Source organism: Streptomyces sp. NPDC018029, assembly GCF_044327655.1.
Taxonomy (GTDB): domain Bacteria; phylum Actinomycetota; class Actinomycetes; order Streptomycetales; family Streptomycetaceae; genus Streptomyces.
This window is the reverse complement of sequence record NZ_JBIRFV010000001.1, coordinates 1-22,154: the sequence shown is the minus strand read 5'-3', so window position 1 is coordinate 22,154 and position 22,154 is coordinate 1. Positions and strand designations below refer to the sequence as shown.

At 72.2% G+C, this 22,154-nt stretch carries 22 protein-coding genes and 1 pseudogene; 11 read left to right on the top strand and 12 right to left on the bottom strand.

Features of this window, described 5'->3' with window-relative positions; translation table 11 throughout:
- Positions 1-128: 128 nt before the first annotated feature.
- The gene (locus ACH4D5_RS00115) at positions 129-911 is read right to left on the bottom strand and encodes an adenosylcobinamide-GDP ribazoletransferase (RefSeq protein ID WP_398296930.1); all 783 of its coding nucleotides are present in this window, start codon (positions 909-911) and stop codon (positions 129-131) included.
- An 80-nt stretch (positions 912-991) separates the two neighbouring features.
- Between ACH4D5_RS00115 and ACH4D5_RS00110 the strand changes: the two genes are divergently transcribed.
- Positions 992-1,777 carry a hypothetical protein gene (locus ACH4D5_RS00110; protein WP_398296928.1) on the top strand — a complete coding sequence of 262 codons (786 nt, stop codon included), beginning with the start codon at positions 992-994 and terminating at the stop codon, positions 1,775-1,777.
- On the opposite strand, the gene ACH4D5_RS00105 is transcribed toward ACH4D5_RS00110, so the two are convergent.
- Genes ACH4D5_RS00105 through cobT form a run of 3 tightly spaced genes read right to left on the bottom strand, consistent with a single transcriptional unit; the run spans position 1,696 to position 5,382 of the window.
- Entirely contained in the window at positions 1,696-2,415 is a 720-nt protein-coding gene (locus ACH4D5_RS00105; RefSeq protein ID WP_398296926.1) for a hypothetical protein, read from the bottom strand. The two genes, ACH4D5_RS00110 and ACH4D5_RS00105, sit on opposite strands and share 82 nt — an antisense overlap.
- On the bottom strand, positions 2,412-4,190 hold the full coding sequence (locus tag ACH4D5_RS00100; protein ID WP_398296924.1) for a phosphatidylglycerol lysyltransferase domain-containing protein: 1,779 nt from the start codon (positions 4,188-4,190) through the stop codon (positions 2,412-2,414). Before ACH4D5_RS00100 ends, ACH4D5_RS00105 begins: the two co-directional genes overlap by 4 nt.
- A gap of 52 nt (positions 4,191-4,242) precedes the next feature.
- Positions 4,243-5,382: a nicotinate-nucleotide--dimethylbenzimidazole phosphoribosyltransferase gene (cobT, locus tag ACH4D5_RS00095; protein WP_398296922.1), complete on the bottom strand. Its 1,140-nt coding sequence runs from the start codon at positions 5,380-5,382 to the stop codon at positions 4,243-4,245.
- A gap of 135 nt (positions 5,383-5,517) precedes the next feature.
- Between cobT and ACH4D5_RS00090 the strand changes: the two genes are divergently transcribed.
- A complete protein-coding gene (locus tag ACH4D5_RS00090; protein WP_398296920.1) occupies positions 5,518-6,570 on the top strand; it encodes a class I SAM-dependent methyltransferase in 1,053 nt (350 codons plus the stop codon).
- Positions 6,571-6,573: 3 nt separating this feature from the next.
- Here the strand turns inward: ACH4D5_RS00090 and ACH4D5_RS00085 are convergent, their stop codons facing one another.
- Positions 6,574-7,788, bottom strand: coding sequence for a bifunctional adenosylcobinamide kinase/adenosylcobinamide-phosphate guanylyltransferase (locus ACH4D5_RS00085; protein ID WP_398296918.1), 1,215 nt, complete (start codon positions 7,786-7,788; stop codon positions 6,574-6,576).
- Between the two features lie 98 nt (positions 7,789-7,886).
- On the opposite strand from ACH4D5_RS00085, the gene ACH4D5_RS00080 reads away from it, so the two are divergent.
- A complete protein-coding gene (locus ACH4D5_RS00080) occupies positions 7,887-8,123 on the top strand; it encodes a hypothetical protein (protein ID WP_398296916.1) in 237 nt (78 codons plus the stop codon).
- Positions 8,124-8,216: 93 nt separating this feature from the next.
- On the opposite strand, the gene ACH4D5_RS00075 is transcribed toward ACH4D5_RS00080, so the two are convergent.
- The 3 genes from ACH4D5_RS00075 to ACH4D5_RS00065 all read right to left on the bottom strand — a co-directional run bounded on the left by ACH4D5_RS00075 (position 8,217) and on the right by ACH4D5_RS00065 (position 10,833).
- Positions 8,217-9,281: a S1C family serine protease gene (locus ACH4D5_RS00075; protein ID WP_398296914.1), complete on the bottom strand. Its 1,065-nt coding sequence runs from the start codon at positions 9,279-9,281 to the stop codon at positions 8,217-8,219.
- A 143-nt stretch (positions 9,282-9,424) separates the two neighbouring features.
- Entirely contained in the window at positions 9,425-10,132 is a 708-nt protein-coding gene (locus tag ACH4D5_RS00070) for a class I SAM-dependent methyltransferase (RefSeq protein ID WP_398298438.1), read from the bottom strand.
- Between the two features lie 74 nt (positions 10,133-10,206).
- Positions 10,207-10,833, bottom strand: coding sequence for a DUF3043 domain-containing protein (locus ACH4D5_RS00065; protein WP_398296912.1), 627 nt, complete (start codon positions 10,831-10,833; stop codon positions 10,207-10,209).
- A gap of 261 nt (positions 10,834-11,094) precedes the next feature.
- On the opposite strand from ACH4D5_RS00065, the gene ACH4D5_RS00060 reads away from it, so the two are divergent.
- The 4 genes from ACH4D5_RS00060 to ACH4D5_RS00045 all read left to right on the top strand — a co-directional run bounded on the left by ACH4D5_RS00060 (position 11,095) and on the right by ACH4D5_RS00045 (position 14,248).
- A complete protein-coding gene (locus tag ACH4D5_RS00060; RefSeq protein WP_398296910.1) occupies positions 11,095-11,892 on the top strand; it encodes a PspA/IM30 family protein in 798 nt (265 codons plus the stop codon).
- Positions 11,893-11,924: 32 nt separating this feature from the next.
- Complete coding sequence (locus tag ACH4D5_RS00055; RefSeq protein WP_398296908.1) at positions 11,925-12,203, top strand: hypothetical protein; 279 nt, start codon at positions 11,925-11,927, stop codon at positions 12,201-12,203.
- A 147-nt stretch (positions 12,204-12,350) separates the two neighbouring features.
- The gene (locus tag ACH4D5_RS00050) at positions 12,351-13,571 is read left to right on the top strand and encodes a sensor histidine kinase (RefSeq protein WP_398296906.1); all 1,221 of its coding nucleotides are present in this window, start codon (positions 12,351-12,353) and stop codon (positions 13,569-13,571) included.
- Entirely contained in the window at positions 13,568-14,248 is a 681-nt protein-coding gene (locus ACH4D5_RS00045) for a response regulator (protein WP_398296904.1), read from the top strand. The genes ACH4D5_RS00050 and ACH4D5_RS00045 overlap by 4 nt, the downstream gene beginning before the upstream one ends.
- 20 nt (positions 14,249-14,268) lie before the next feature.
- Here the strand turns inward: ACH4D5_RS00045 and nadA are convergent, their stop codons facing one another.
- Positions 14,269-15,456: a quinolinate synthase NadA gene (nadA, locus tag ACH4D5_RS00040; protein WP_398296902.1), complete on the bottom strand. Its 1,188-nt coding sequence runs from the start codon at positions 15,454-15,456 to the stop codon at positions 14,269-14,271.
- Between the two features lie 259 nt (positions 15,457-15,715).
- Here nadA and ACH4D5_RS00035 point away from each other — a divergent pair, with 259 nt between their 5' ends.
- On the top strand, positions 15,716-16,072 hold the full coding sequence (locus ACH4D5_RS00035) for a HesB/IscA family protein (protein WP_398296900.1): 357 nt from the start codon (positions 15,716-15,718) through the stop codon (positions 16,070-16,072).
- A gap of 89 nt (positions 16,073-16,161) precedes the next feature.
- Here the strand turns inward: ACH4D5_RS00035 and ACH4D5_RS00030 are convergent, their stop codons facing one another.
- Both ACH4D5_RS00030 and ACH4D5_RS00025 read right to left on the bottom strand, forming a co-directional pair.
- Positions 16,162-17,673 (bottom strand): hypothetical protein, encoded by a 1,512-nt coding sequence (locus tag ACH4D5_RS00030; RefSeq protein WP_398296898.1) that lies wholly within the window; start codon positions 17,671-17,673, stop codon positions 16,162-16,164.
- Between the two features lie 162 nt (positions 17,674-17,835).
- Positions 17,836-18,063: a hypothetical protein gene (locus ACH4D5_RS00025; RefSeq protein WP_398298554.1), complete on the bottom strand. Its 228-nt coding sequence runs from the start codon at positions 18,061-18,063 to the stop codon at positions 17,836-17,838.
- 154 nt (positions 18,064-18,217) lie between these two features.
- Between ACH4D5_RS00025 and ACH4D5_RS00020 the strand changes: the two genes are divergently transcribed.
- Positions 18,218-19,192, top strand: a complete 975-nt coding sequence (locus tag ACH4D5_RS00020; RefSeq protein ID WP_398296896.1) for a carbohydrate kinase family protein — start codon at positions 18,218-18,220, stop codon at positions 19,190-19,192.
- A gap of 3 nt (positions 19,193-19,195) precedes the next feature.
- Here the strand turns inward: ACH4D5_RS00020 and ACH4D5_RS00015 are convergent, their stop codons facing one another.
- The gene (locus ACH4D5_RS00015) at positions 19,196-20,572 is read right to left on the bottom strand and encodes a cysteine desulfurase/sulfurtransferase TusA family protein (protein ID WP_398296894.1); all 1,377 of its coding nucleotides are present in this window, start codon (positions 20,570-20,572) and stop codon (positions 19,196-19,198) included.
- Positions 20,573-20,965: 393 nt separating this feature from the next.
- Here ACH4D5_RS00015 and coxB point away from each other — a divergent pair, with 393 nt between their 5' ends.
- Positions 20,966-21,928 carry a cytochrome c oxidase subunit II gene (coxB, locus tag ACH4D5_RS00010; RefSeq protein WP_398296892.1) on the top strand — a complete coding sequence of 321 codons (963 nt, stop codon included), beginning with the start codon at positions 20,966-20,968 and terminating at the stop codon, positions 21,926-21,928.
- Positions 21,925-22,154, top strand: a pseudogene (locus ACH4D5_RS00005) (cytochrome ubiquinol oxidase subunit I); the annotation flags it as partial. The gene coxB and the pseudogene ACH4D5_RS00005, both read left to right, overlap by 4 nt.

Genomic DNA, 22,154 nt, shown 5'->3' with positions numbered 1-22,154 from the left:
GAGGTCCTCTTTCAGTGAGTTTCGTCGGGCTGTGGGGTGGTGAGCCCGTCGCGAGCCTACGCCCGTGAGCGCTGCGGTGCGCCTCACTGTGTGTGTTCGGCGCGGTGCCGACTCGGGGCGAGGCGGTGTCAGCCGAGGGCGAGCACGACCAGGGCACCGGTCGCCGCCGTCTCCGCGAGGCCGCCGAACACGTCTCCGGTGACCCCGCCGAACCGTCGTACGCAGTGCCGGAGCAGCAACTCCGCGGTGCCGAGCGCGAGGACGACGGCCGCCGCGCCCCGCACGGCGTCGGCCGTCCCGAGCGGCAGTCCGGCGGCCGCCGCCCCGCACGCGACGACGGCGGCGACGGCCCACGCGCGGCCGCGCGGAACCACCCCGGCGACGGCGGCGCCGAGCCCCTCGGGGCGGGCCGGCGGCACCCCGTCGCGGGCGGCCAGGGTCAGGGCGACGCGCGCGGTGGTCGCCGAGACGACGGCGGCGACGGCGCCGCGGGCCCACGAGGTCTCGTACAGCTGGAAGAACACGGCGACCTGGGCGAGCAGCACGAAGAGCAGGGTGATGACGCCGAAGGGGCCGATGTCGGACTGCTTCATGATGCGCAGCGCGTCGTCGGCGGGCTTGGCGCTGCCGAGGCCGTCGGCGGTGTCGGCGAGGCCGTCCAGGTGCAGGCCGCGGGTGAGGGCGGCGGGGGTCGCGACGGTCGCGGTGGCGGCGAGGAGCGGCCCCGCGCCGAGCGCCGTCAGGACGCCGCCGGCGCCCGCGGCGCAGAGGCCGACCACCAGACCGGCGAGGGGCGCGCACTGCATGCCGCCGCGCGCGGCCCCGCGGTCCCAGCGGGTGACCCTGACGGGGAGCGCGGTGAGGGTGCCGAAGGCGAAGCGGACGCCGTCGGACAGGGGGGTTCTTGGCACCGGCGAAGGTTACCCGGGGGTGCCGCACCGCCGGTCGGCACCCGGGTGCGGTGCGGTCGGCGGCCGCCGAGGATGGGGGCATGAACGACTGGTGGTACCGGAACGTCGTCGAGCCGGGGAAGCTGCCGCTGCTGCTCGCGCTGCTCTCCTTCGTGGCGTCGTTCCTGGTCACCAGGACGATCACGCGGCTCATCCGGGCGGGCAAGGGGCCGTTCCGGAACATCCGCACGGGCGACGTGCACGTCCACCACGTCGTGCCGGGGATCTTCCTCATGCTGGTCGGCGGGTTCTGGGCGGTGGCGGCGGGACGGCACGGCGCGGGGCCGCTGTACGCCGCCGTCATCTTCGGGCTCGGCGCGGGCCTCGTGCTCGACGAGTTCGCGCTGATCCTCCACCTCGACGACGTGTACTGGAGCGAGCAGGGCCGCAAGAGCGTGGAGGTCGTGATGCTCACGGCCGCCCTGGTCGTCCTCGTGCTCACCGGCTTCACGCCGCTCGGTGTCAACGACCTGACGCCCGTCGAGCGGCAGAACCGCGCCCTGTTCGCGCTGAACGTCGGCGTCAACTGCGCCTTCGCCGTGATCGCGCTCCTCAAGGGCAAGCTGCGCACGGCCCTGATCGGCATGGTGGTCCCGTTCGTCGCGCTGGTCGGCGCGGTCCGCCTCGCCCGGCCGGGGTCGGCGTGGGCGCGGCGCTTCTACCGCAACCGGCACCGGGCACGCGCGCGTGCGGGGCTGCGGGCCTTCCACCACGACCGCCGCTGGTCCGGTCCGCGCCGCAGGCTTCAGGACTGGATCGGCGGCTTCACGCCGGGTCCCTCGCCCTCCGAGCCCGACCCGCCGGAGCGGGTGCCGCCGCGCCGGTGACGTACCGCCGAGAGCGCGCACAGCACGACCACCGCGGCGATGGCGGCCAGGTGCTCCTTGCCGGCGAGGTTGTTCTTGACCAGTACCTCGACGACCATCAGGGCGGTGACCAGGGCCGCCGTGAAGTACGCCCGGTAGCGCCAGCACACGAAGACGGCGAGGCCGACCACGGCCGCCGACGGGCCGGTGTCGACGACCCGCGCGTCGGACGCGGGGAGCCCGAAGGGGTTTCCGGGACCCCACTCGATGGCCACGCGCGCGTAGAGCGTGCCGGCGAGTGTGGCCGCGTACGCGATGACGAGCGTCCGCCACCGGCCCAGGCAGATCTCCGCGATCCCGAAGACGATCAGGAGCTGCGCGAGCGCGCCCCACACCGGCAGGTCGAGGGCGGGCACGAAGAGGGAGAGCGGGGTGCGGAGCAGGGCCAGCCAGAGCGGGTCCTCGGCACGCACGCAGCCGATGTTCTGGACGAACTGATAGCCCCAGGGCTGGTTCTGCACGTACTGGAAGAGCGCCGTGAGACAGACGGCCGCCAGCGTCATGGGAACGGCCCGCCACCGCCGGGCGGCCAGCGCGTCGCGCACGGTGGAGAAGAGCGGCCCCCACTCGGCGCGTGCGGAGCGGGCCAGGGCACTCATCGTCTCGACTCCAGATGTTTGCGGTGCAGCCACTTCGGGAGCCCCGGCGCTTCGAGGAACCCCTCCGCCCGGGCGGCCGCGATGCCGATGCGCGGCAGATCGGAGCTCGTCTCGAAGAGGAGGAAGCGGGGCTCCCAGATCGGCCGGTACTTGGCGTTGGCCCGGTAGAGGGACTCGATCTGCCACCACCGCGAGAAGAAGCTGAGCAGCGACCGCCACAGGCGAAGGACCGGGCCCGCGCCGAGCCGCGCGCCGCGTTCGAAGACCGACCTGAACATCGCGAAGTTCAGCGACACCTGAGTGATCTTGATCTCGGGGGCGTACTGCAGGAGTTCGATGACCATGAACTCCATCAGGCCGTTCTCGGAGTCGCGGTCACGCCGCATCAGGTCGAGGGAGAGCCCGTGCGGCCCCCACGGGACGAAGGAGAGCACCGCCCGCAACACGCCGTCGCCGTCCCGGCATTCGAGCATCACGCACCGCCCGTCCGCCGGATCGCCCAGCCGCCCCAGAGCCATGGAGAAGCCGCGCTCGGTCGCTCCGTCGCGCCAGTCGTCGGCGCGCTCCAGGAGGGTCGCCATCTCGTCCGCGGGGATGTCCTCGTGCCGGCGGATGCGGACCGTGTACCCGGCGCGCTTCACGCGGTTGTACGCCTGCCGGACGGTCCGCATGGCCCGCCCCTCAAGGGTGAAGTCGGCGATTTCCACGATGGCTTCGTCGCCCAGCTCCAGGGCGTCGAGGCCGTGCCGCGCGTAGATCGTGCCCGCCTCCTCTCTCGCGCCCATCACGGCGGGGATCCAGCCGTGCTCGCGGGCCTCGGCGAGCCACGGCCCGATCGCGCCGGGCCAGGCCTCCGGGTCGCCGATGGGATCGCCGGAGGCCAGCGAGACACCGCCGACGACGCGGTACGCGACCGCCGCCTTGCCGGTCGGGGACCACACGACGCTCTTCTCGCGGCGCAGCGAGAAGTACCCGAGGGAGTCCCGGTCGCCGTGCCGGTCGAGCAGCGCGCGCAGCCTCTCCTCGTCGTCCTCGGTGAGCGGGTCCACGGCCCTGCGGGAGCGGAACGCCGCGTACAGCACCGCGCAGACCAGCAGCGCGCTGAGGACGTTGATGACGACGTCGACCCAGCCGGGCGTGGCGATGCCCTCGAAGCGCCGGTCGTCGGCGGCCAGCGAGACGAGGCGCATGGTGCCGTAGCGCCAGCGTTCAAGGAAGGTCGAACGGTGGTCGTCGTGGGCGTTGTTGGTGACGGTGACCAGCAGCGCCGCGAGCAGCGAGGTGACCAGGAGCCCGCCGACGGCGACGGCCGAAGCCAGCTTCGGGTTGGCGCGGTCGCCCTTGGCGTAGAACTCGCGGCGGCCGGCGACCAGGGCCGCGACGAACGCGGCGGTCAGGGCCAGGGAGATCCAGTTCTGCGCGTGCCGGCGGATCTCCGGGAAGACCATCGCGAAGGCGAAGAGCAGCAGGAAGAGGCCGCCGAGCACGAGGTTGAGGATCCACGCGGCGCGTTTGCGGCGCCGCATGGTGATCGCCAGGAACAGCGTGAACGCCCCGGAGGCGAAGCCCGCGGTCAGCATGTACGGGGTGAAGTAGTCCTCCGTGTTGTGCTGCCGCAGGTCCTGCCCGAGGGACACCCAGACCGCGCTCAGGAAGTTGATGAAGGCGACGGCCCGGAGGTACCAGACCGCGAACCCCGCGGCGCGGCGCTGTATGACGGTGCGTGACTTCTGCCGTCCGGTGACGGCCTGTTCGGCTCCCTGCTCATCTCCCATGAAAAGGGATCATATGGGCAAGATCGGTGCGGTCTCCTCCGCCGCCGGGCGCCTAGGCGGTGGGCGGCACCGAAGGTTCCGCTTCGCTCTCCGCCGCGTTGCCCGTTTCGGCCCCCGTCTCGTCCTCCGTCTTGTCCTCCGCGGCGGCGGGCCGCTCGGGGAGCTCCGCCGAGAGCGCCGCGGCGGCCTGCACCAGCGGCAGGGCCAGGAGCGCTCCGGCGCCCTCGCCGACCTTGACCCCGTGCGTCAGGAGCGGTTCGAGCGCCATCCGGTCGAGCGCCTTGGCCTGGGCCGGCTCCCCGCTGTCGTGCCCCGCAAGCCACCAGTCCGGCGCCCGGAAGGCCACCCGCTGGGCGACCAGCGCCGCGGCCGACGCCACGACGCCGTCGAGGATCACCGGCGTACGCCGTACCGCGCACTGCAACAGGAAGCCCGTCATCGCCGCCACGTCCGCGCCGCCCACCGCGGCGAGCAGCTCCAGCTGGTCGCCGAGCACGGGCCGGGCCCGCCGCAGCGCGTCCCGCACCGCCGCGCACTTGCGCATCCACGCCAGGTCGTCGATGGGCTCGCCGCCGCGCCCCGTCACGACGGACGCGTCGGTCCCGCACAGCGCGGCGACCAGCGTCGCCGCGGGCGTCGTACCGCCCACGCTCACATCGCCGAGCACGACCAGATCGGTGCCGGAGTCCGCCTCCTCGTCGGCGACGGCCATGCCCGCGCGCAGCGCCTGCTCCGCCTCTTCGACGGTCAGCGCGTCCTCGATGTCGATACGCCCCGAGCCGCGCCGCACCCGGTGTCCCGCGACCTCGGCGGGCAGCTCGCCCGGGTCGCAGTCGAGCGCCATGTCGACGACGCGGACGGGCACGTCGAGGCGGCGGGCGAGGATCGCCGCCGGGCTCTCGCCGGCCAGCACGGAACGCACGAGATCGGCGGCGCTCCCGGCGGGCCGCGCGGAGACGCCGAGTTCGGCGACCCCGTGGTCGCCCGCGAACAGCACCACGCGCGGCCGCTCGACCGGCCGCACCGGCACCGACGACTGGGCCGCCGCGAGCCACTCGCCGAGTTCGTCGAGGCGGCCCAGCGAGCCGGGCGGCACGGTCTGCCGCTCCCTGCGTTCCTCGGCGTCGCGGCGGACCCCGCCGTCGGGCCGCTCGATCAGGTCGGTGAAGTCGTCGAGATTCAGCGAGCTCATTCGCCGAACAGTACCGGGAGCGGCGGCGGTGCCGCTCGAACGCCCCTGCGGTCGGCACGATGCGTAGCGTCACTACTTGTGGGGGAGTGTCCCTTTACGTTCCCGTTTGTATCGGCTTCCTCCAGGAGTACGACCATGACCACGGATGCCGCCCGACAGGTCGCCGCCCGGCGCCCCGTCTACCTCGCCGAACTCGCCCAGGGCACCGAGCGGTTCCACGAGCCCCGCCGCACCGACTGCCCCTGGTGCGGCTCCGGGCGGCTGCGGACGAGGCTGCGCACCACCGACCTCATCCAGCGCAAGCCGGGCAGCTTCCGGGTCGACCGGTGCGGCGACTGCGGCCACTGCTTCCAGAACCCCCGCCTCACCGCCGAGGGCCGGGACTTCTACCGCAGGGACCTGCGCGGCAGGCAGCTGCTCGGCGCGGCCGCGTGGGCGGGCACGAAGCGCCGTCTCGCCGGCGTCCGCGCGGTGCGGGCCTTCGACGAGCCCGAGTGCTGGCTCGACGTCGACACCGGCGCCGCGCACTTCCCGGCCCTGGCCAAGCAGGTCCTGCCGTACACGTCCTTCGACGGCATCGACCGGGGCCGCGGCGTCGCGGAGGGCGTGCGGCGCGGCCGCATCGAGGAGGGCCACCGGGGCACGCTCACGGGGCTCGCGGGCTCCCTCGCCGGCCGCTACGACGCGATGAGCATGTTCCACTGCCTGCAACGCGGCCCGGACCCCCGCGCGGAACTCAGAGCCGCGAGAACCGTGCTGCGCCCCGGCGGCCACCTCCTGATCGAGGCCACCGACCCCGAGTGCCGCTACGCCGGGCTGCTCGGCCGATGGTGGATCTCGTACGGCCAGCCACAGCACCTGCACCTCATGCCGCTCGCCAACCTCCGGCGGGAACTGGAGCGGCTCGGCTTCACGGTCGTCGCCGTCGAGCGGCGCGCGGCGCACGTACCGGTCGACCTGAGCGCGGCGGTCGCGCTCTTCCTCACCGCCCGCCTCCCCGAGCCCGACGTCCCGTGGCGCGCCAGACCCGCCTCCCCGCTCCAGCTGACGCTGCGGCGGGCCGCACGGTGGGCGTCCGTCCCGCCGGTGGCACTCGCCCGCGCCCTCGACGTACTCCTGTCGCCCCTGCTCACCCGCGTCGGCTTCGCCAACACCTACCGGGTCGTCGCGCGCCGGGGCGCGGCGTAGGCGTCAGCCGCGCAAGGTGAGGGCCTGGCCCGCCACGACGAGCAGCACGTGCTCGCACTCGGCGGCGAACGCCGTGTTGAGGCGGCCCAGTTCGTCGCGGTAGCGGCGGCCCGACGCGGTCGCGGGGACGATCCCGGAGCCGACCTCGTTCGAGACGGCGACGACCGTGCGCCGGGTGGCCCGCACCGCCGCCGCGAGCTCGGTGACCCGGTCCCGCAGCGCCCGCTCCCCGCCGCCCGCCCACTCGGCGTCGTCCCACGCCTTCACCTCGTCCATGACGTGGGTCAGCCACAGCGACAGACAGTCGATGAGCAGCGGCGGCCCGTCCTGCGCGAGCAGCGGCACCAGGTCGCAGGTCTCGGCGGTCCGCCAGGAGCCGGGGCGCCGCTCGCGGTGCAGACTCACCCTCCGGGCCCACTCGGAGTCACCGCTCCTTGTCCCGCCGGTCGCCACGTACAGCACGTCGGGGAAGGCCTCCAGGCGCCGCTCGGCCTCCACCGACTTGCCCGACCGCGCGCCGCCCAGGACGAGGGTGCGGCGCGGCACGTCAGGGACGTCCTCGTAGGCGCCGACCGCCAGCGTCGAGCCGTCCGGCACGGCCCGCGCCCCCACGGCGGCGAGCCGGCGCGCCAGCTCACCGCCCGGCGGCGCCTCGTGGCCGATATGCACCGCGATCACGTCGGTGGTGGGACCGACGGCCCCGGCCGCACGCAGCCGGGCGAGCCCGTCGGGACGCCCGAGGACATCGCCGACGACCATCTCGTACGTCACCTGCCCGCCGTTCCCGTTCCCGTCGGCGAGCCCCGCGGGCGCCCCGCCCGGCGGCAGATACAGCAGCCGCTCCCCGTCCGGCCCCGCCACCTCGTACCCGGTGCCCGGCGCGTCCAGCGCCACCGCACGCACCCGGTGCCCGGTGAGCAGCGCCAGCTCCCGCCCGTCCGCGACCCGCCCGGGCTGCGGCAGCCCCGCGGGGACCTCGACGGGGGGACCGTCGTGCGGGTGGGAGAGCAGCACCTGACGGACTCCGCCGAGCGAGTGCCCGGCCCGGGCCGCCGCGAAGGCCGCCCCAGGGGTGAGGTCGAGGAGCAGTACACCGTCCACGAGGAGCGCGGTCGCGGCACGCGCCGCGTCGCCGAGCGCGGTCGCGCAGGCCGCGCAGGGGCAGTCGGGGAGGGGCAGTCCACCGGGGGCGCCGGTGCCGAGCAGAGTCAGTTCCACACGAAGATCCTCCCGCGTCGGGTCGAGCGCCGCGCGCCCGGCTAGGCTTCAAGCGGATTCAGGCGGTTCCACACCGCCACGGACCTCGGGAGGCTGACATGGCGGCATGGACGTGGCTGTTCGAGAAGGCGGACGGGACGGAGGTCCAGCCCGCGGTGCAGCCCGAGGAGTTCACCACGCAGGGCGACGCGGAGTCCTGGGTCGGCGAGTACTGGAAGGAACTCGCCGAGGGCGGCGCCGACCAGGTGACCCTCTTCGAGGACACGAACAAGATCTACGGCCCGATGAGCCTGCACATGGAGGCCGAGGGGGAGGACGCGGAGGCCTCGGCCTAGGCCCCGGCCCCCGGGGGCGGGAGGAAGCGGCGCCGCGATTCGGGCGCCGCCTCCGACGGGGGCGCGCTTCCCGGCCCCGGTGGGACTCGGCCGCTACATCTCCCCGAGTGTGACGTCCGCCGTCTTCTCGGCGCCGTCGCGGACGTACGTGACCCGCGTCTTCTGGCCCGGTTCGGCCGAGGCCAGCGTCTCGGAGAGGGAGTTGATCGTGGTGATCTCGTCGTCGCCGAGCCGGGTGATGATGTCCCCGGCCGTCATGCCCGCCTTCGCCGCCGCGCCGTCCTTCTGGGTCTCGACGACGGCGACGCCCGCCGGCCGGTAGTCGTCGCCGAGGACGGTGCGGCCGGTGATGCCGAGCGCGGCCCGGCCCGAGTCGGTGACCCTGCCGCTCTCGACGATCTGGTCGGCGACGGTCTTCACCATCGAGGACGGGATCGCGAAGCCGATGCCGGGTGCGGCGCTGTCGCCCATGTCCGGGTCGCTCGCGGCCAGCGTCGGGATGCCGATGACCTGCCCGTCGAGGTCGACGAGCGCGCCGCCGCTGTTGCCGGGGTTGATCGCGGCCGAGGTCTGCACCATGTTGGCGATGGTGGCCCCGGTCCCTCCGCCGGAGCGGCCCTCGCTGACCGTGCGCCCGGTCGCCGACACGATGCCCTGGGTGACGCTGGAGGACAGGCCGAGCGGGGACCCCATGGCCAGCACGATCTGCCCGACCTCGGCCTTGGTGGAGTCGCCGAACTTCGCGGCCTTCAGCCCCTTCGGCACGTCGCCCAGCTTGATGACGGCGAGGTCCTGCTCCGGGTAGGCGGCCACAAGATCGGCGGTCAGGGCCTCCTCGCCGGTCGCCGTCGTCACCTTGAAACGCTTGCCCTTGCCCACGACGTGGGCGTTGGTGACGATGTGGCCCTTGTCGTCGTAGACGACCCCGGAGCCGAGACCGTCGGCGGCGCCGATCTGGACGACGGACGGCAGGACGTCCTTGATCACCTTCTGGTAGTCCTCCTGCAGATCGTTCGCGGCGGCGGGCGCGGCCTGCGTGGTGGATCTGTCGGAGTCACCGGAGCCCGAGCCGGACCCCGCGGAGGAGCAGCCGCCGACGAGCGCGACGGTGATCAGGACGGCAGCGGACGGCACGGCACGCGTACGAGGAAGACTCATGTTCCGAGTCTCGGTTCGGCCGTACGGCGCCGCCCTGACTTAGGGGGCCGAACAGGGGCTCAGGGGGCCGATCAGGGACTCAGGGGGCCGATCAGGCGTCACCACCTCGTCGGCCACCGTCGGCCACCCGGACCCGCCGGGTCCTAGTCCCGCACCCCGCAGAGATGCAGCAACGCGGCGACCCGCCGGTAAGGATCGGTCCGCCCTGCCCGCTCCTCCGCGGCGAGCAGCGCCTCCAGCTCCCACTCCGGAGGAATCGCCGCTCCGTCGGCCACGGTGTCCGTGAAGACCCGCACGCCGTACCAGACCTGGAGCGGCGCCGCGAGCCCCGCAAGCGAGGAGGTCAGCGCGTCGAGCCGGTCCGCGCGGGCGTCGACCCCGATCCGGTTGCGGTACGTGACGGAGTCGAAGGCGGCGAGCGCCCCCGCCCAGTCGCCGGCGATGCCCGGCCGCATGGCCAGCGCCTCCGCGTTGCGCACGAGCAGCGAGAGCAGCCCGCCGGGCGCCAGCATCCGGGCGAGCCCGGCGAGGAGCGCGTCGGGCTCCTCCACGTACATCAGTACGCCGTGGCACAGCACCACGTCGAAGCTGCCGGGCATGAAGTGCACCCCGGTCTGGTGTCCGTCGCCCTCGACGATCCGCACCCGCCCCTGGATGCCCTCGGGCTCCTCGGCGAGCGCCGCGCGCGCGGCGGCGATCATGGCGGGGTCCTGCTCGACGCCCGTCACCTTGTGTCCGGCTCGGGCGAGCCGCAGCGCCTGCGTGCCCTGCCCCATGCCGACGTCGAGCACGCGGAGCCGCTGCCCCACCGGGAAGCGCCCCGCTATCTGCTCGTCGAGCTGGCGGGCCACCAGTTCCTGTCGCACGGCGTTGCGCAGGCCGCCCAGCTTCTCCAGCCAGGCCCCGGCTCCGCCGGTGAATCCGCTCAGGGTCGCTCTCCGCGCTTGACCTGCGGCTTGGGCAGCCGGAGACGGCGCATCTGGAGCGTGCGCATCAGGGCGTACGCGACGGCGCCCTTCGTGTTCTCGCCCGGGAACCGCTCCTTGAGGCGCTTCTTCAGGCGGAACGCGGTGGCGACCGAGTCGACGATGATGAGCACGATCACGCAGAGCCAGAGCAGCAGCGAGATGTTCTGCAGCTGCGGGATCTGCACGATGCTCATGACCAGGATGATCACCGCGATCGGCAGGAAGAACTCGGCGACGCAGAAACGCGAGTCCACGAAGTCGCGCGCGAACTTGCGCACGGGCCCCTTGTCACGGGCGGGCAGGTACCGCTCGTCACCGCTCGCCAGCGCCTCGCGCTGCTTCGCCATCTGGGTGCGGCGCTCGTCGCGCTGCCGCTTGGCGGCCTCCTTGCGCGACGTCGGCGTGTTCGTCACGCTGCGACGCTGCGACTGCGCCATGGCGCGCTTGGGGGTGGGGCGGCCCTTCGGGGCCTGCGGGTCACGGGGCTGGTTGGAGTCGGTCACCGGCGCCTGGGCGGCCGGGGCCTTCTCTTCCTTGGATCGGCTACGGAACACAAAAGCCAAGGGTACGGGGTGCGGGGGCATGGACGTCGGTCAGGCCGGGAACGATCCGGCAACACCAGGCGTCTTGATTTATGTGCCTAAGGGGACGTAGCGGGCGGTATGCGCCGGAGCCGGCCCCAGGGGTGCACCTACTCCTTACGCCGGAGTGGCGCGGGACGCAGTCGTCCTTGGGGATGAGCGCATCCGCCCGCGAACAGTGCGGTAATGGATGCAGGGCCCGTACTGTGGGTTCTGAGCAGTACCTGGAGCTGGAAGTCCGTCAGAAGGGGGCGCGCGAAGCCCATGAGCGGTGTCATGAAGCGTATGGGGATGATCTTCCGCGCGAAGGCGAACAAGGCCCTTGACCGGGCCGAGGACCCGCGCGAAACCCTCGATTATTCGTACCAGAAGCAGTTGGAGCTGCTGCAGAAGGTGCGCCGCGGCGTCGCCGACGTGGCGACCTCCCGCAAGCGCCTCGAGCTGCAGCTCACCCAGCTCCAGAAGCAGTCGTCGACCCTGGAGGACCAGGGGCGCAAGGCGCTGGCGCTCGGCCGCGAGGACCTGGCCCGCGAGGCCCTGTCCCGCCGCGCCGCGCTCCAGCAGCAGGTGACGGACCTGGAGACGCAGCACCAGACCCTCCAGGGCGAGGAGGAGAAGCTCACCCTCGCGGCGCAGCGCCTCCAGGCCAAGGTCGACGCCTTCCGTACGAAGAAGGAGACGATCAAGGCCACGTACACCGCCGCGCAGGCGCAGACCCGCATCGGCGAGGCCTTCTCCGGCATCTCCGAGGAGATGGGCGACGTCGGCATGGCCATCCAGCGCGCCGAGGACAAGACCGCGCAGCTCCAGGCGCGGGCCGGCGCGATCGACGAACTGCTCGCCTCCGGTGCCCTCGACGACTCCTCCGGACTGGCCAAGGACGACATCCAGACCGAGCTGGACCGCCTCTCCGGTGGTACAGATGTAGAGCTGGAACTGCAGCGCATGAAGGCGGAGCTCGCCGGAGGTTCCAGCGGCGGACAGCAGGCGATCGAGGGCGGCCAGGGCCGGCCGCAGTCGCAGCAGCAGCCGCAGGACACCCCGCGCTTCGACAAGCAGTAGCAACAGCCCTACACACGTCCGAGGAGGGCGACATGATCGTACGGATCATGGGGGAGGGGCAGGTGAAGCTGGCCGACAGCCACTTCGCCGAACTCAACAAGCTGGACGACGAACTCCTCGAGGAGATGGAGGGCGGCGACTCAGCCGGCTTCCGCCGCACGCTGCACGCGCTCCTGGACAAGGTCCGGGAGCTCGGCGACCCCCTCCCGGACGACGCCCTGGAACCCTCCGAGCTGATCCTCCCGTCCCCGGACGCCACCCTGGACGACGTCCGCACCATGCTGAACGACGACGGCCTGATCCCCGGCTGACATGCGGGCGCCCCTGGACGGGCGCCCGTCCAGGGGCGCCCGTCCAGGGGCGCGGGGAACTGCGCGCCCAGCCACACCAAACCCGCAGATGACCCGATACGACAGATCTGGTCAAGGCCTCCGGCCAGCCCCCGTAACGTTTGGCGAGTGACCACTCTCGTACGAGGCCGCGGCTGGGCCAGAACACACCCGCTGGCGGTGGACGCGGTGCTCGCCTCCGCCGTCCTCGTCTGCATGGTCGTCGGCTCCTTCGCCGAGCCCTATGGAGAGCACGGCCCCACCTGGGGCACCCGCACCCCCGACGTCCCGAGCCTGCTCCTGATGGCGCTCGGCGCGCTCGCCCTGGTCTTCCGCCGCCGCGCCCCTTGGTCCGTGCTGGCCGCGACCTGCGCCGCCTCCCTCGTCGAACTGCTCACCGGCGAGCCCCGCGCGCCCGTCGTGATGTGCGCCGTCATCGCGCTGTTCACCGTCGCCGCCACCACCGACCGCTCCACGACGTGGCGGATCGGCCTCGTCACCATGACGGGCCTGACCGGCGTCGCGATGCTCTCGGGCCCCCTGCCCTGGTACGCGCAGGAAAACCTCGGCATCTTCGCCTGGACCGGCATGGCCGCCGCCGCGGGCGACGCGGTGCGCAGCCGCCGCGCCTTCGTGGACGCCATAAGGGAGCGCGCCGAGCGGGCCGAGCGCACGCGGGAGGAGGAGGCCAGGCGCCGCGTCGCCGAGGAGCGGCTGCGCATCGCCCGCGATCTGCACGACGTGGTCGCCCACCACATCGCCCTGGTCAACGTGCAGGCCGGGGTCGCCGCGCACGTCATGGACAAGCGGCCCGACCAGGCCAAGGAAGCCCTCTCGCACGTACGGGACGCCAGCCGCTCCGCGCTCAACGAACTGCGGGCCACCGTTGGGTTGTTGCGGCAGACGGGCGATCCCGAGGCGCCCACCGAGCCGGCGCCGGGCCTGCACCGGCTCGACGAGCTCGTCGAGACGTTCCGCAACGCCGGTCTGCCCGTGGAGGTGGCGCTCGGCCAGGTCGGTCTCGATCTGGCGGCCGCCGTCGACCTCGCCGCGTTCCGCATCATCCAGGAGGCACTGACCAACGTGCAGAAGCACGCGGGCAAGGACGCCAAGGCGGAGGTGAGCGTGGTCCGCGTCGGCCCGAACGTGGAGGTCACCGTCATCGACGACGGCCCGGGACCCGGCAAGGGCGACGCCCAGAACACCGACGGCGGCGGCCACGGCCTGCTCGGCATGCGCGAACGCGTCACCGCCCTCGGCGGCAGCTGCTCGGCGGGACCCCGCTACGGCGGCGGCTTCCGCGTCCATGCGATCCTGCCCGTCACCACGGCAAAGGGAGGGACCGCGTGACGATCCGCGTACTGCTCGCCGACGACCAGGCGTTGCTGCGCAGCGCGTTCAAGGTGCTCGTCGACTCCGAACCCGACATGGAGGTGGTCGGCGAGGCGTCCGACGGAGCGGAGGCGGTCGAACTCGCCAGGTCGGAGCGGGCCGACGTGGTCCTGATGGACATCCGGATGCCCGGCACGGACGGACTGGCCGCCACCCGCCTGATCAGCGCCGACCCGGCGCTGGCCCATGTGCGCGTGGTGATGCTGACGACGTTCGAGGTCGACGAGTACGTGGTGCAGTCGCTGCGCGCGGGCGCCTCCGGGTTCCTCGGCAAGGGCGCGGAGCCCGACGAGCTGCTGGGCGCCATCCGTATCGCGGCGGCGGGGGAGGCGCTGCTCTCGCCGGTGGCCACCAAGGGGCTGATCGCGAAGTTCCTCGCGCAGGGCGAGGGCCTGGACGGTGACGTGCCGGTGCGCGGCGAGCGGCTCGACGCGCTCACCGGACGCGAGCGCGAGGTCCTGGTGCAGGTCGCGGGCGGCCACTCGAACGACGAGATCGCCGAGCGCCTGGAGGTCAGCCCGCTCACCGTGAAGACCCATGTGAACCGGGCGATGGCGAAGCTCGGCGCCCGCGACCGGGCCCAACTCGTCGTCATTGCCTACGAGTCGGGCCTGGTGCGGCCGAGAGCGGAGTAACGCCTGAGTGGTGCCGGGGCCTACGGAAGCGCGAGCATCCGCTCAAGCGCCAGCTTCGCGAACTGCTCGGTCTCCCGGTCCACCTCGATCTGGTTGACGAGGTTGCCCTCGGCGAGGGACTCCAGGGTCCAGACCAGGTGCGGCAGGTCGATGCGGTTCATGGTCGAGCAGAAGCAGACCGTCTTGTCGAGGAAGACGATCTCCTTGTCCTCGGCGGCGAAACGGTTCGCCAGTCGGCGTACGAGATTCAGCTCGGTGCCGATGGCCCACTTGGAGCCGGCCGGCGCCGCCTCCAGGGTCTTGATGATGTGCTCGGTGGAGCCCACGTAGTCGGCGGCGGCGACGACCTCGTGCTTGCACTCCGGGTGCACCAGGACGTTCACGCCCGGGATGCGCGCCCGCACGTCCTCCACGCTCTCCAGCGAGAAGCGTCCGTGCACCGAGCAGTGCCCGCGCCACAGGATCATCTTCGCGTCGCGCAGCTGCTCGGCGGTCAGGCCGCCGTTCGGCTTGTGCGGGTTGTAGACGACGCAGTCGTCCAGGGACATCCCCATGTCGCGCACGGCGGTGTTGCGGCCCAGGTGCTGGTCGGGCAGGAAGAGGATCTTCTCGCCCTGCTCGAAGGCCCACTCCAGCGCGCGCTTCGCGTTCGACGACGTGCAGATCGTGCCGCCGTGCTTGCCGGTGAACGCCTTGATGTCCGCCGAGGAGTTCATGTACGAGACGGGGACGACCTGCTCGGCTATCCCGGCCTCGGTCAGCACGTCCCAGCACTCGGCGACCTGCTCGGCGGTGGCCATGTCGGCCATCGAGCAGCCGGCGGCCAGGTCGGGGAGCACGACCTTCTGGTCGTCCGTCGTCAGGATGTCCGCGGACTCGGCCATGAAGTGCACGCCGCAGAAGACGATGTACTCGGCGTCCGGCCGGGCGGCGGCGTCGCGCGCCAGCTTGAAGGAGTCGCCGGTGACGTCCGCGAACTGGATGACCTCGTCGCGCTGGTAGTGGTGGCCGAGCACGAAGACCTTGTCGCCGAGCTTCTCCTTGGCGGCGCGGGCGCGCTCCACCAGGTCCGGGTCGGAGGGGGAGGGCAGGTCGCCGGGGCACTCCACGCCGCGCTCGCTCTTCGGGTCGGCCTCGCGGCCGAGCAGCAGCAGCGCGAGGGGCGTGGGCTGGACGTCGAGGTCCACGGGGGACTGGGCGGTGGTCACGACGACACCTACCGTTTCTGTTCTGCAGACGAGCCTTTTCGTCTAATTGACGTTATCTATCATATCCGCTTCACGTCAGTTTGACGATGGCCATAGTGTCGATGTGACGCATTCGCCGTTCCCCGCTCCGCCCTGCCGCCCGGCGCCATGTGCGAGCATGAAGGGGTAAGGACGTAAGCGCTCGGCCCGGAATGAATCCGCGGCCCCGCCGGTTGCAACCGTCGGCAAGCAGTCTCCGTACAACCCGGGAGAGAAGCAGATGTCCGTATCGGACGAGACCACCACCGTGAGCGACGGCATCCTCCTGTCGGACGCCGCCGCGGCCAAGGTGAAGGCCCTCCTTGAGCAGGAGGGCCGGGACGACCTGGCGCTGCGCGTCGCCGTGCAGCCCGGCGGCTGCTCGGGCCTGCGCTACCAGCTGTTCTTCGACGAGCGCTCGCTCGACGGCGACGTCGTCAAGGACTTCGACGGCGTGAAGGTCGTCACCGACCGGATGAGCGCTCCTTACCTGGGCGGCGCCTCCATCGACTTCGTGGACACCATCGAGAAGCAGGGCTTCACGATCGACAACCCGAACGCCACCGGTTCCTGCGCCTGCGGCGACTCCTTCAGCTAAGCCCGTAGGCGGGTGAGCCTGTAGGCACCCACGCACAAAGGCGGCGGCCCCCCGAGATCTCGGGGGGCCGCCGCCTTCGCGCGTACGCGCTACTTCCGCCGCACCGTCTCGCCCGAGGCGTCGACGACCTCGCGGTCGCCCAGCGGCTTGTCGAGGGTGACCGTCTCCTTGAGCTCCTTGGCCACCATGATGCAGACGTCGCCCTTGCGGCCGGTCTCGGTGACCGTGACCGTGACGCGGTCGCCGTCCTCGCGCGCGGACGCGGAGTACTCACTGCACGCGCCGCCCCAGAAGTGCACGGTCAGCGACTTCCCGTCGGCGCTGTAGGACTCGACGCGGGCCTGGTCCGTGCCGCTCCTGTCGCCCTTGCCCGGCTTCTCGGTGGGCGTGGGCGTGCCCGGGGTGCTCGGCGACGTCAGGTACTTGGGCGCGACCGCCGGGTGCGTCACCGTGAAGGTGTCCCGTGCGCCCTGCGGCTTCATGTCGAACAGCCAGGACGGTACGAGGGTCTGCTTGCCGCCCACGTAGTGCGTCGCGAGGCCGAACGTGGCGCCCTCGACGGCGACCGGCCGCGGCTTCGGAGGCGTCGACGACGGCTCGCACGGCGCCTGCTTCGATCCGCCGCCGCCCTCCGTCTTCGTGCTGTCGTCCATGTGCGGCACCGGGGTCGCGCAGCCGCCGATGCCGATGCGGCCGTGGCCGTCGCTCGACGCGTTCAGCCGGTCCAGGGTCTCCCGCGCGCTGATCACCGGGTACGTCGCACCCTTGACCGGCGCCTTCAACTGGCCGCTGCCGCCGACCACTTCGCCGCCCGCGCCGACCTGGATGCCGGTCGACCAGCCGTAGGTCGGCAGGCCGTCGACCTTCGGGTCGGCGTTCACGACGCGCACGGCACCCATGAGCTGGCGTGCGTCCAGCTTCGCGTCGTCCTGGCCGAGCGCCTTCAGGACGGGAGCGGCGGCCTCCTTGGCGGCCTTCTCGCCCACCGCGTCGCCCAGCTCGCCGTTCGGCGCGGTGGAGGTGCTGGAACAGGGCTTGCCCTTGGGGCAGTTGTCGGTGCCGCCGATGCCGTGCCTGGCGTAGGTCCAGGTGCCGGGCGCCTGCTTGTTCACCTGGAGCGAGGGCCCCGACCCGTCGTTGTCCTGGCCGACCCGCCAGGCACCGTCCCGCGACGTCGGCGTCCCGGTCACTCCGAGCGCCTTGGCCAGCTTGGCCACTTCGCCCCGGGTGACCTCGCCGCGCGCGTGGTAGACGGCGGCCGACTCCGGGCCCTTGGGCAGCTCGCCGGTCGCCCGGTACGTGGCGCCGCTCGGGTCGGGCTCGCCCGGCGCGATGCCGGGCTTGCCACCGGTGCCGCCGGTGCCGGTCCCGCCGTCGTTCTGCCGGTCGCCGGCCGGGTAGCCGTCCAGCGCGAGCGGCGGCGGGTCGCCGCCGTCCGCCGCGGGGGCTCCTTCGCCGCTGCCGCCGCCGGACGCGCCCGACGCGAGGTACGCGCCACCGCCGCCGACCAGCAGCACGGTGGCCGCGACCGAGACGACGGCCAGACGGGACCGTCGCCGCCGCGGCTCGGCCGCCTCATGAACGGATCGCTCGGTGCTCACCGCATCGCTCCTTCGCTGTGCCGCTGTCCCAGGAATCCCACAGGTGACTGCCACCGGCGGGCTTGTCGTATCCCAGTTCCCCTATACGGGGGACGGCGATGGGACGCAGCGGGGGAGCGCACGGTTCCCTTACACGCGCCGGACCTCCGGCGCCGGTCTCCCTCAGTCCCCGTACTCGGACATCTCGGAGAGCAGGCGGGCGGAGGCGGGCGGGACGCTGACGCCGTGGATCAGCGAGGGCGGCACGGGAGCGGTCGCGGCGACGGCGGGCACCACCCAGTGCGGCGCCATGCGGGCACAGTCCCCGCGCAGCGTCTCCATGCTCTCCGGGGCCTCCGCCGTGGACGCGGCGCGACGCCGCAGGACGACATCCTTCGGGATAACGGTCATAACGGCACCGTATGCATCCGACCGCCCACGAAAAAAGCCCTACTATCGGGTAGTTTTGCCACTTCAGGCCACTTCAGGGACGGTGCCTCGACAGCACCTCGACCCGGTAGCGTGAACTGTCAATCCCCGCCTCCCTCCACAGGAGCATCCAGCCGTGCGTATTGCAGTCACCGGCTCCATCGCCACCGACCACCTGATGACCTTCCCCGGCCGCTTCGCCGACCAGCTGGTCGCCGATCAGTTGCACACGGTCTCCCTCTCCTTCCTCGTCGACGCCCTCGACGTCCGCAGGGGCGGCGTCGCCGCCAACATCACCTTCGGCATGGGGCAGCTCGGCACCCACCCGATCCTGGTCGGCGCCGCCGGCTCCGACTTCGACGAGTACCGGGCCTGGCTCGACCGGCACGGCGTGGACACCGCATCGGTCCGGATCTCCGAGACCCTGCACACCGCGCGCTTCGTCTGCACCACGGACGCCGACCACAACCAGATCGGCTCCTTCTACACGGGCGCGATGAGCGAGGCCCGCCTCATCGAGCTGAAGACGGTGGCCGACCGCGTCGGCGGCCTCGACCTCGTCCTGATCGGCGCCGACGACCCCGAGGCGATGCTCCGGCACACCGAGGAGTGCCGTACCCGCAAGATCCCCTTCGCCGCGGACTTCTCCCAGCAGATCGCGCGCATGGAGGGCGAGGAGATCCGCACGCTCCTCGACGGCGCGACGTACCTCTTCTCGAACGAGTACGAGAAGGGGCTCATCGAGTCCAAGACGGGCTGGACCGACGCCGAGATCCTCTCCAAGGTCGGCCACCGCGTGACGACCCTCGGCTCGCGCGGCGTCCGCATAGAGTCCGTCGGCCAGGACCCGATCGAGGTCGGCGTCCCTGAGGAGGAGGCGAAGGTCGAGCCGACCGGCGTCGGCGACGCGTTCCGCGCGGGCTTCCTCTCGGGCCTCGCCTGGGGCGTCTCCCACGAGCGCGCGGCGCAGGTCGGCTGCATGCTCGCCACCCTCGTCATCGAGACCGTCGGCACGCAGGAGTACGAGCTGCGCCGCAGCAACTTCATGGACCGCTTCACCAAGGCGTACGGCCACGCCGCCGCCGCGGAGGTCCAGCCGCACCTCGCCTGAGGCTCACGAGCTCCGGCGGACCACATACGCCACGCCGTGGTCCGCCGGCCGCTCACCCACGTACTCCTGGCCCCGCGTCCAGCACCACGCCGGGATGTCGACCGCCGCGACCTCGTCGTCGGCGAGCACGGTGACGGTGCCGCCCACCCGCACCCCGCCGATCGCCTTGGCCAGCTCGATGACCGGCAGCGGACAGCTCATCCCGAGCGCGTCGACCGTCACGGCCTCGGCCTCCCCGCTGCCGCCCCCCACCGGCGCCCCCAGGGTCTCCCGCACCCCGCGCACCACCCCGGGCAGCACATCGAGGAACCGCTCGACGTCCGCCTCCTGCGCCCCGACCGGCAACGAGACCCGTACGTTCCCCTCGCTGACCACCCCCATGGCGCGCAGCACATGGCTCGGCGTCAGCGTCGAGCTGGTGCACGAGGACCCCGACGACACGGAGAAACCGGCCCGGTCGAGCTCGTGCAGCAGAGTCTCCCCGTCGACATAGAGACAGGAGAAGGTGACGAGGTGCGGAAGGCGCCGCACCGGGTCGCCCACCACTTCCACATCCGGCACGAGCCCGGGGACCCGCGCCCGGATCCGCTCCGTCAGCTCCCGCAGCCGCGCCGCCTCGGCGACGGCCTCGGCCCGCACCGCCCGCAGCGAAGCCGCAGCCGCGACGATCGCCGGGATGTTCTCGAACCCTGCGGCGCGCCCGGACTCCCGCTCGTCGACGGGCCCCCGCACGGCGAACCGCACCCCTTTGCGTACGACAAGAAGCCCGACACCCGCGGGGCCACCCCATTTATGGGCGCTCCCGGTCAGCAGCGACCAGTCCCCGTCGACGGCCCCCCAGGCCAGCGACTGCGCCGCGTCCACGAGCAGCGGCACCCCGGCGGCCCGGCAGACCGCCGCCACCTCCGCGACCGGCTGCTCGGTGCCGACCTCGTGGTTGGCGGACTGCAGACAGGCGAGCGCGGTGTCCTCGCGCAGCGCGGCGGCGTACGCGTCCGGGCGCACCGTCCCGCCCCGGTCCACCGCCACCTCGGTCACCGTCCCGCCGTCGGACTCGTGGGCCGCCGCCGAATGGAGCACCGACGAGTGTTCGACGGCCGACACGATCAGGTGGCGTCCGACGCGCCGACGAGCGGCGAGCGCCCCCGCGATCCCCGCGTGCACGGCACGGGTGCCGGAGGAGGTGAAGACGAGCTCGTCGGGCCGGCAGCCCACCGCGTCGGCGGCCGCCTCCCGCGCCGCGTCGAGCAGCAGCCGGGCCCGCCGCCCCTCCCGGTAGAGCCGCGCCGGATCGGCCCACCCCTCATCGAGCGAGGCCTGCAGCGCCTGCCGGGCAACGGGATGAAGGGGAGCAGCGGAAGCAACATCAAAGTAGGCCACACGCCAACGCTAAGCCGCCTCCCCGTGAGCCGACCGCAAGGGGCAGCCCCGAAGGGGCACCCCTCCAGGGGCGCGGGGAACTGCGCGCCCAGCCACGACGGACCCGCAGCCGCACCCCAAGAAGCCGGGCCGAGCCGGTGGGCGCCCGGACCGGGGCATTCCGCCGAGCTCCGAGGCGTCCCGACCCTCCGTCAGAAAGGGCCCGACGGCGCCCCGTCCCACCCTTCGGAGTGACCCGCGGCGCGTTAGGCACCCTCCCCGCGCGACCCCAAATAGCGTCCAGTAGGGTTTGGTCCGCATAAACATCCAAACCCCTGCCCGACGCAGGGCGGCGACCTACCAGCGTGAAGGCCGCAGCCGACCGCGCGGGCGAGACTCTCGGGAAGGCGCTACGTGAGTCCCAACGGCTCCGACCGCTCGTCGCGGCGCCCGATGCGGCGGAAGCTGCCGCAGGTGCTGACTGCGGGCCTGATCCTGGCGACCGCCACCGGTTGCACATACAAGGATTTCCCCCGCCTTGGAATGCCCACCCCGGTAACGGAAGAGGCTCCGCGGATTCTCTCCCTCTGGCAGGGCTCGTGGGCGGCAGCGCTCGCCACGGGCGTCCTGGTCTGGGGCCTGATCCTGTGGAGCGTCATCTTCCACCGGCGCAGCCGCACCAAGGTGGAAGTACCGGCGCAGACGCGTTACAACATGCCCATCGAGGCGCTGTACACCGTGGTGCCTCTCATCATCGTCTCGGTGCTCTTCTACTTCACGGCACGTGACGAGTCGAAGCTCCTCGAGCTCGAAGACAAGCCTGCCCACACGGTCAACGTGGTCGGCTATCAGTGGAGCTGGGGCTTCAACTACATCGAGGACGTCCCGGGTTCCGACAAGGACGACGCCAAGACGTCCAAGGACCTGGAAGCCATTCCGGACCGTTTCCGCAAGGACTTCCCGGCCAACGCCGGCGGTGTCTACGAGGTCGGCACGCCCGGCGAGCGGAACCCCCAGAACGGCAACCCCGGACCGACCCTCTGGCTCCCCAAGGGCGAGAAGGTCCGTTTCGTTCTGACTTCGCGTGACGTCATCCACTCCTTCTGGGTGGTGCCGTTCCTCATGAAGCAGGACGTCATCCCGGGCCACACCAACGCCTTCGAGGTGACTCCGAACAAGGAGGGCACCTTCATGGGCAAGTGCGCCGAGCTCTGCGGCGTCGACCACTCCCGGATGCTCTTCAACGTCAAGGTCGTCTCTCCCGAGCGCTACAAGCAGCACCTCGAGGACCTCGCGAAGAAGAACCAGACCGGTTACATCCCGGCCGGCATTGAGCAGACGGGCCCTGAGAAGAACCGGGAGACGAACAACCTGTGAGCATCCTCAACGAACCCCAGGGTGCCGCGGCAGCACCAACCGACTCGTACGAGAACGAGCTGCCCGTTCGGCGCAAGCAGCCGGGAAACGTCGTGATCAAGTGGCTGACCACCACTGACCACAAGACGATCGGCACGCTCTATCTGGTCACGTCGTTCGCGTTCTTCTGCATCGGCGGTGTGATGGCGCTCTTCATGCGCGCCGAGCTCGCCCGTCCGGGTACGCA

Bases quoted from the DNA above. Each gene is read 5' to 3' on its own strand.
- ACH4D5_RS00100 (WP_398296924.1), bottom strand. From the start codon at position 4,190: ATGGGAGATGAGCAGGGAGCCGAACAGGCCGTCACCGGACGGCAGAAG.
- ACH4D5_RS00080 (WP_398296916.1), top strand. From the start codon at position 7,887: ATGGCGGCATGGACGTGGCTGTTCGAGAAGGCGGACGGGACGGAGGTC.
- ACH4D5_RS00065 (WP_398296912.1), bottom strand. From the start codon at position 10,833: ATGCCCCCGCACCCCGTACCCTTGGCTTTTGTGTTCCGTAGCCGATCC.
- ACH4D5_RS00055 (WP_398296908.1), top strand. From the start codon at position 11,925: ATGATCGTACGGATCATGGGGGAGGGGCAGGTGAAGCTGGCCGACAGC.
- ACH4D5_RS00075 (WP_398296914.1), bottom strand. From the start codon at position 9,281: ATGAGTCTTCCTCGTACGCGTGCCGTGCCGTCCGCTGCCGTCCTGATC.
- ACH4D5_RS00090 (WP_398296920.1), top strand. From the start codon at position 5,518: ATGACCACGGATGCCGCCCGACAGGTCGCCGCCCGGCGCCCCGTCTAC.
- ACH4D5_RS00035 (WP_398296900.1), top strand. From the start codon at position 15,716: ATGTCCGTATCGGACGAGACCACCACCGTGAGCGACGGCATCCTCCTG.
- ACH4D5_RS00105 (WP_398296926.1), bottom strand. From the start codon at position 2,415: ATGAGTGCCCTGGCCCGCTCCGCACGCGCCGAGTGGGGGCCGCTCTTC.
- ACH4D5_RS00060 (WP_398296910.1), top strand. From the start codon at position 11,095: ATGAGCGGTGTCATGAAGCGTATGGGGATGATCTTCCGCGCGAAGGCG.
- ACH4D5_RS00110 (WP_398296928.1), top strand. From the start codon at position 992: ATGAACGACTGGTGGTACCGGAACGTCGTCGAGCCGGGGAAGCTGCCG.
- cobT (WP_398296922.1), bottom strand. From the start codon at position 5,382: ATGAGCTCGCTGAATCTCGACGACTTCACCGACCTGATCGAGCGGCCC.
- ACH4D5_RS00025 (WP_398298554.1), bottom strand. From the start codon at position 18,063: ATGACCGTTATCCCGAAGGATGTCGTCCTGCGGCGTCGCGCCGCGTCC.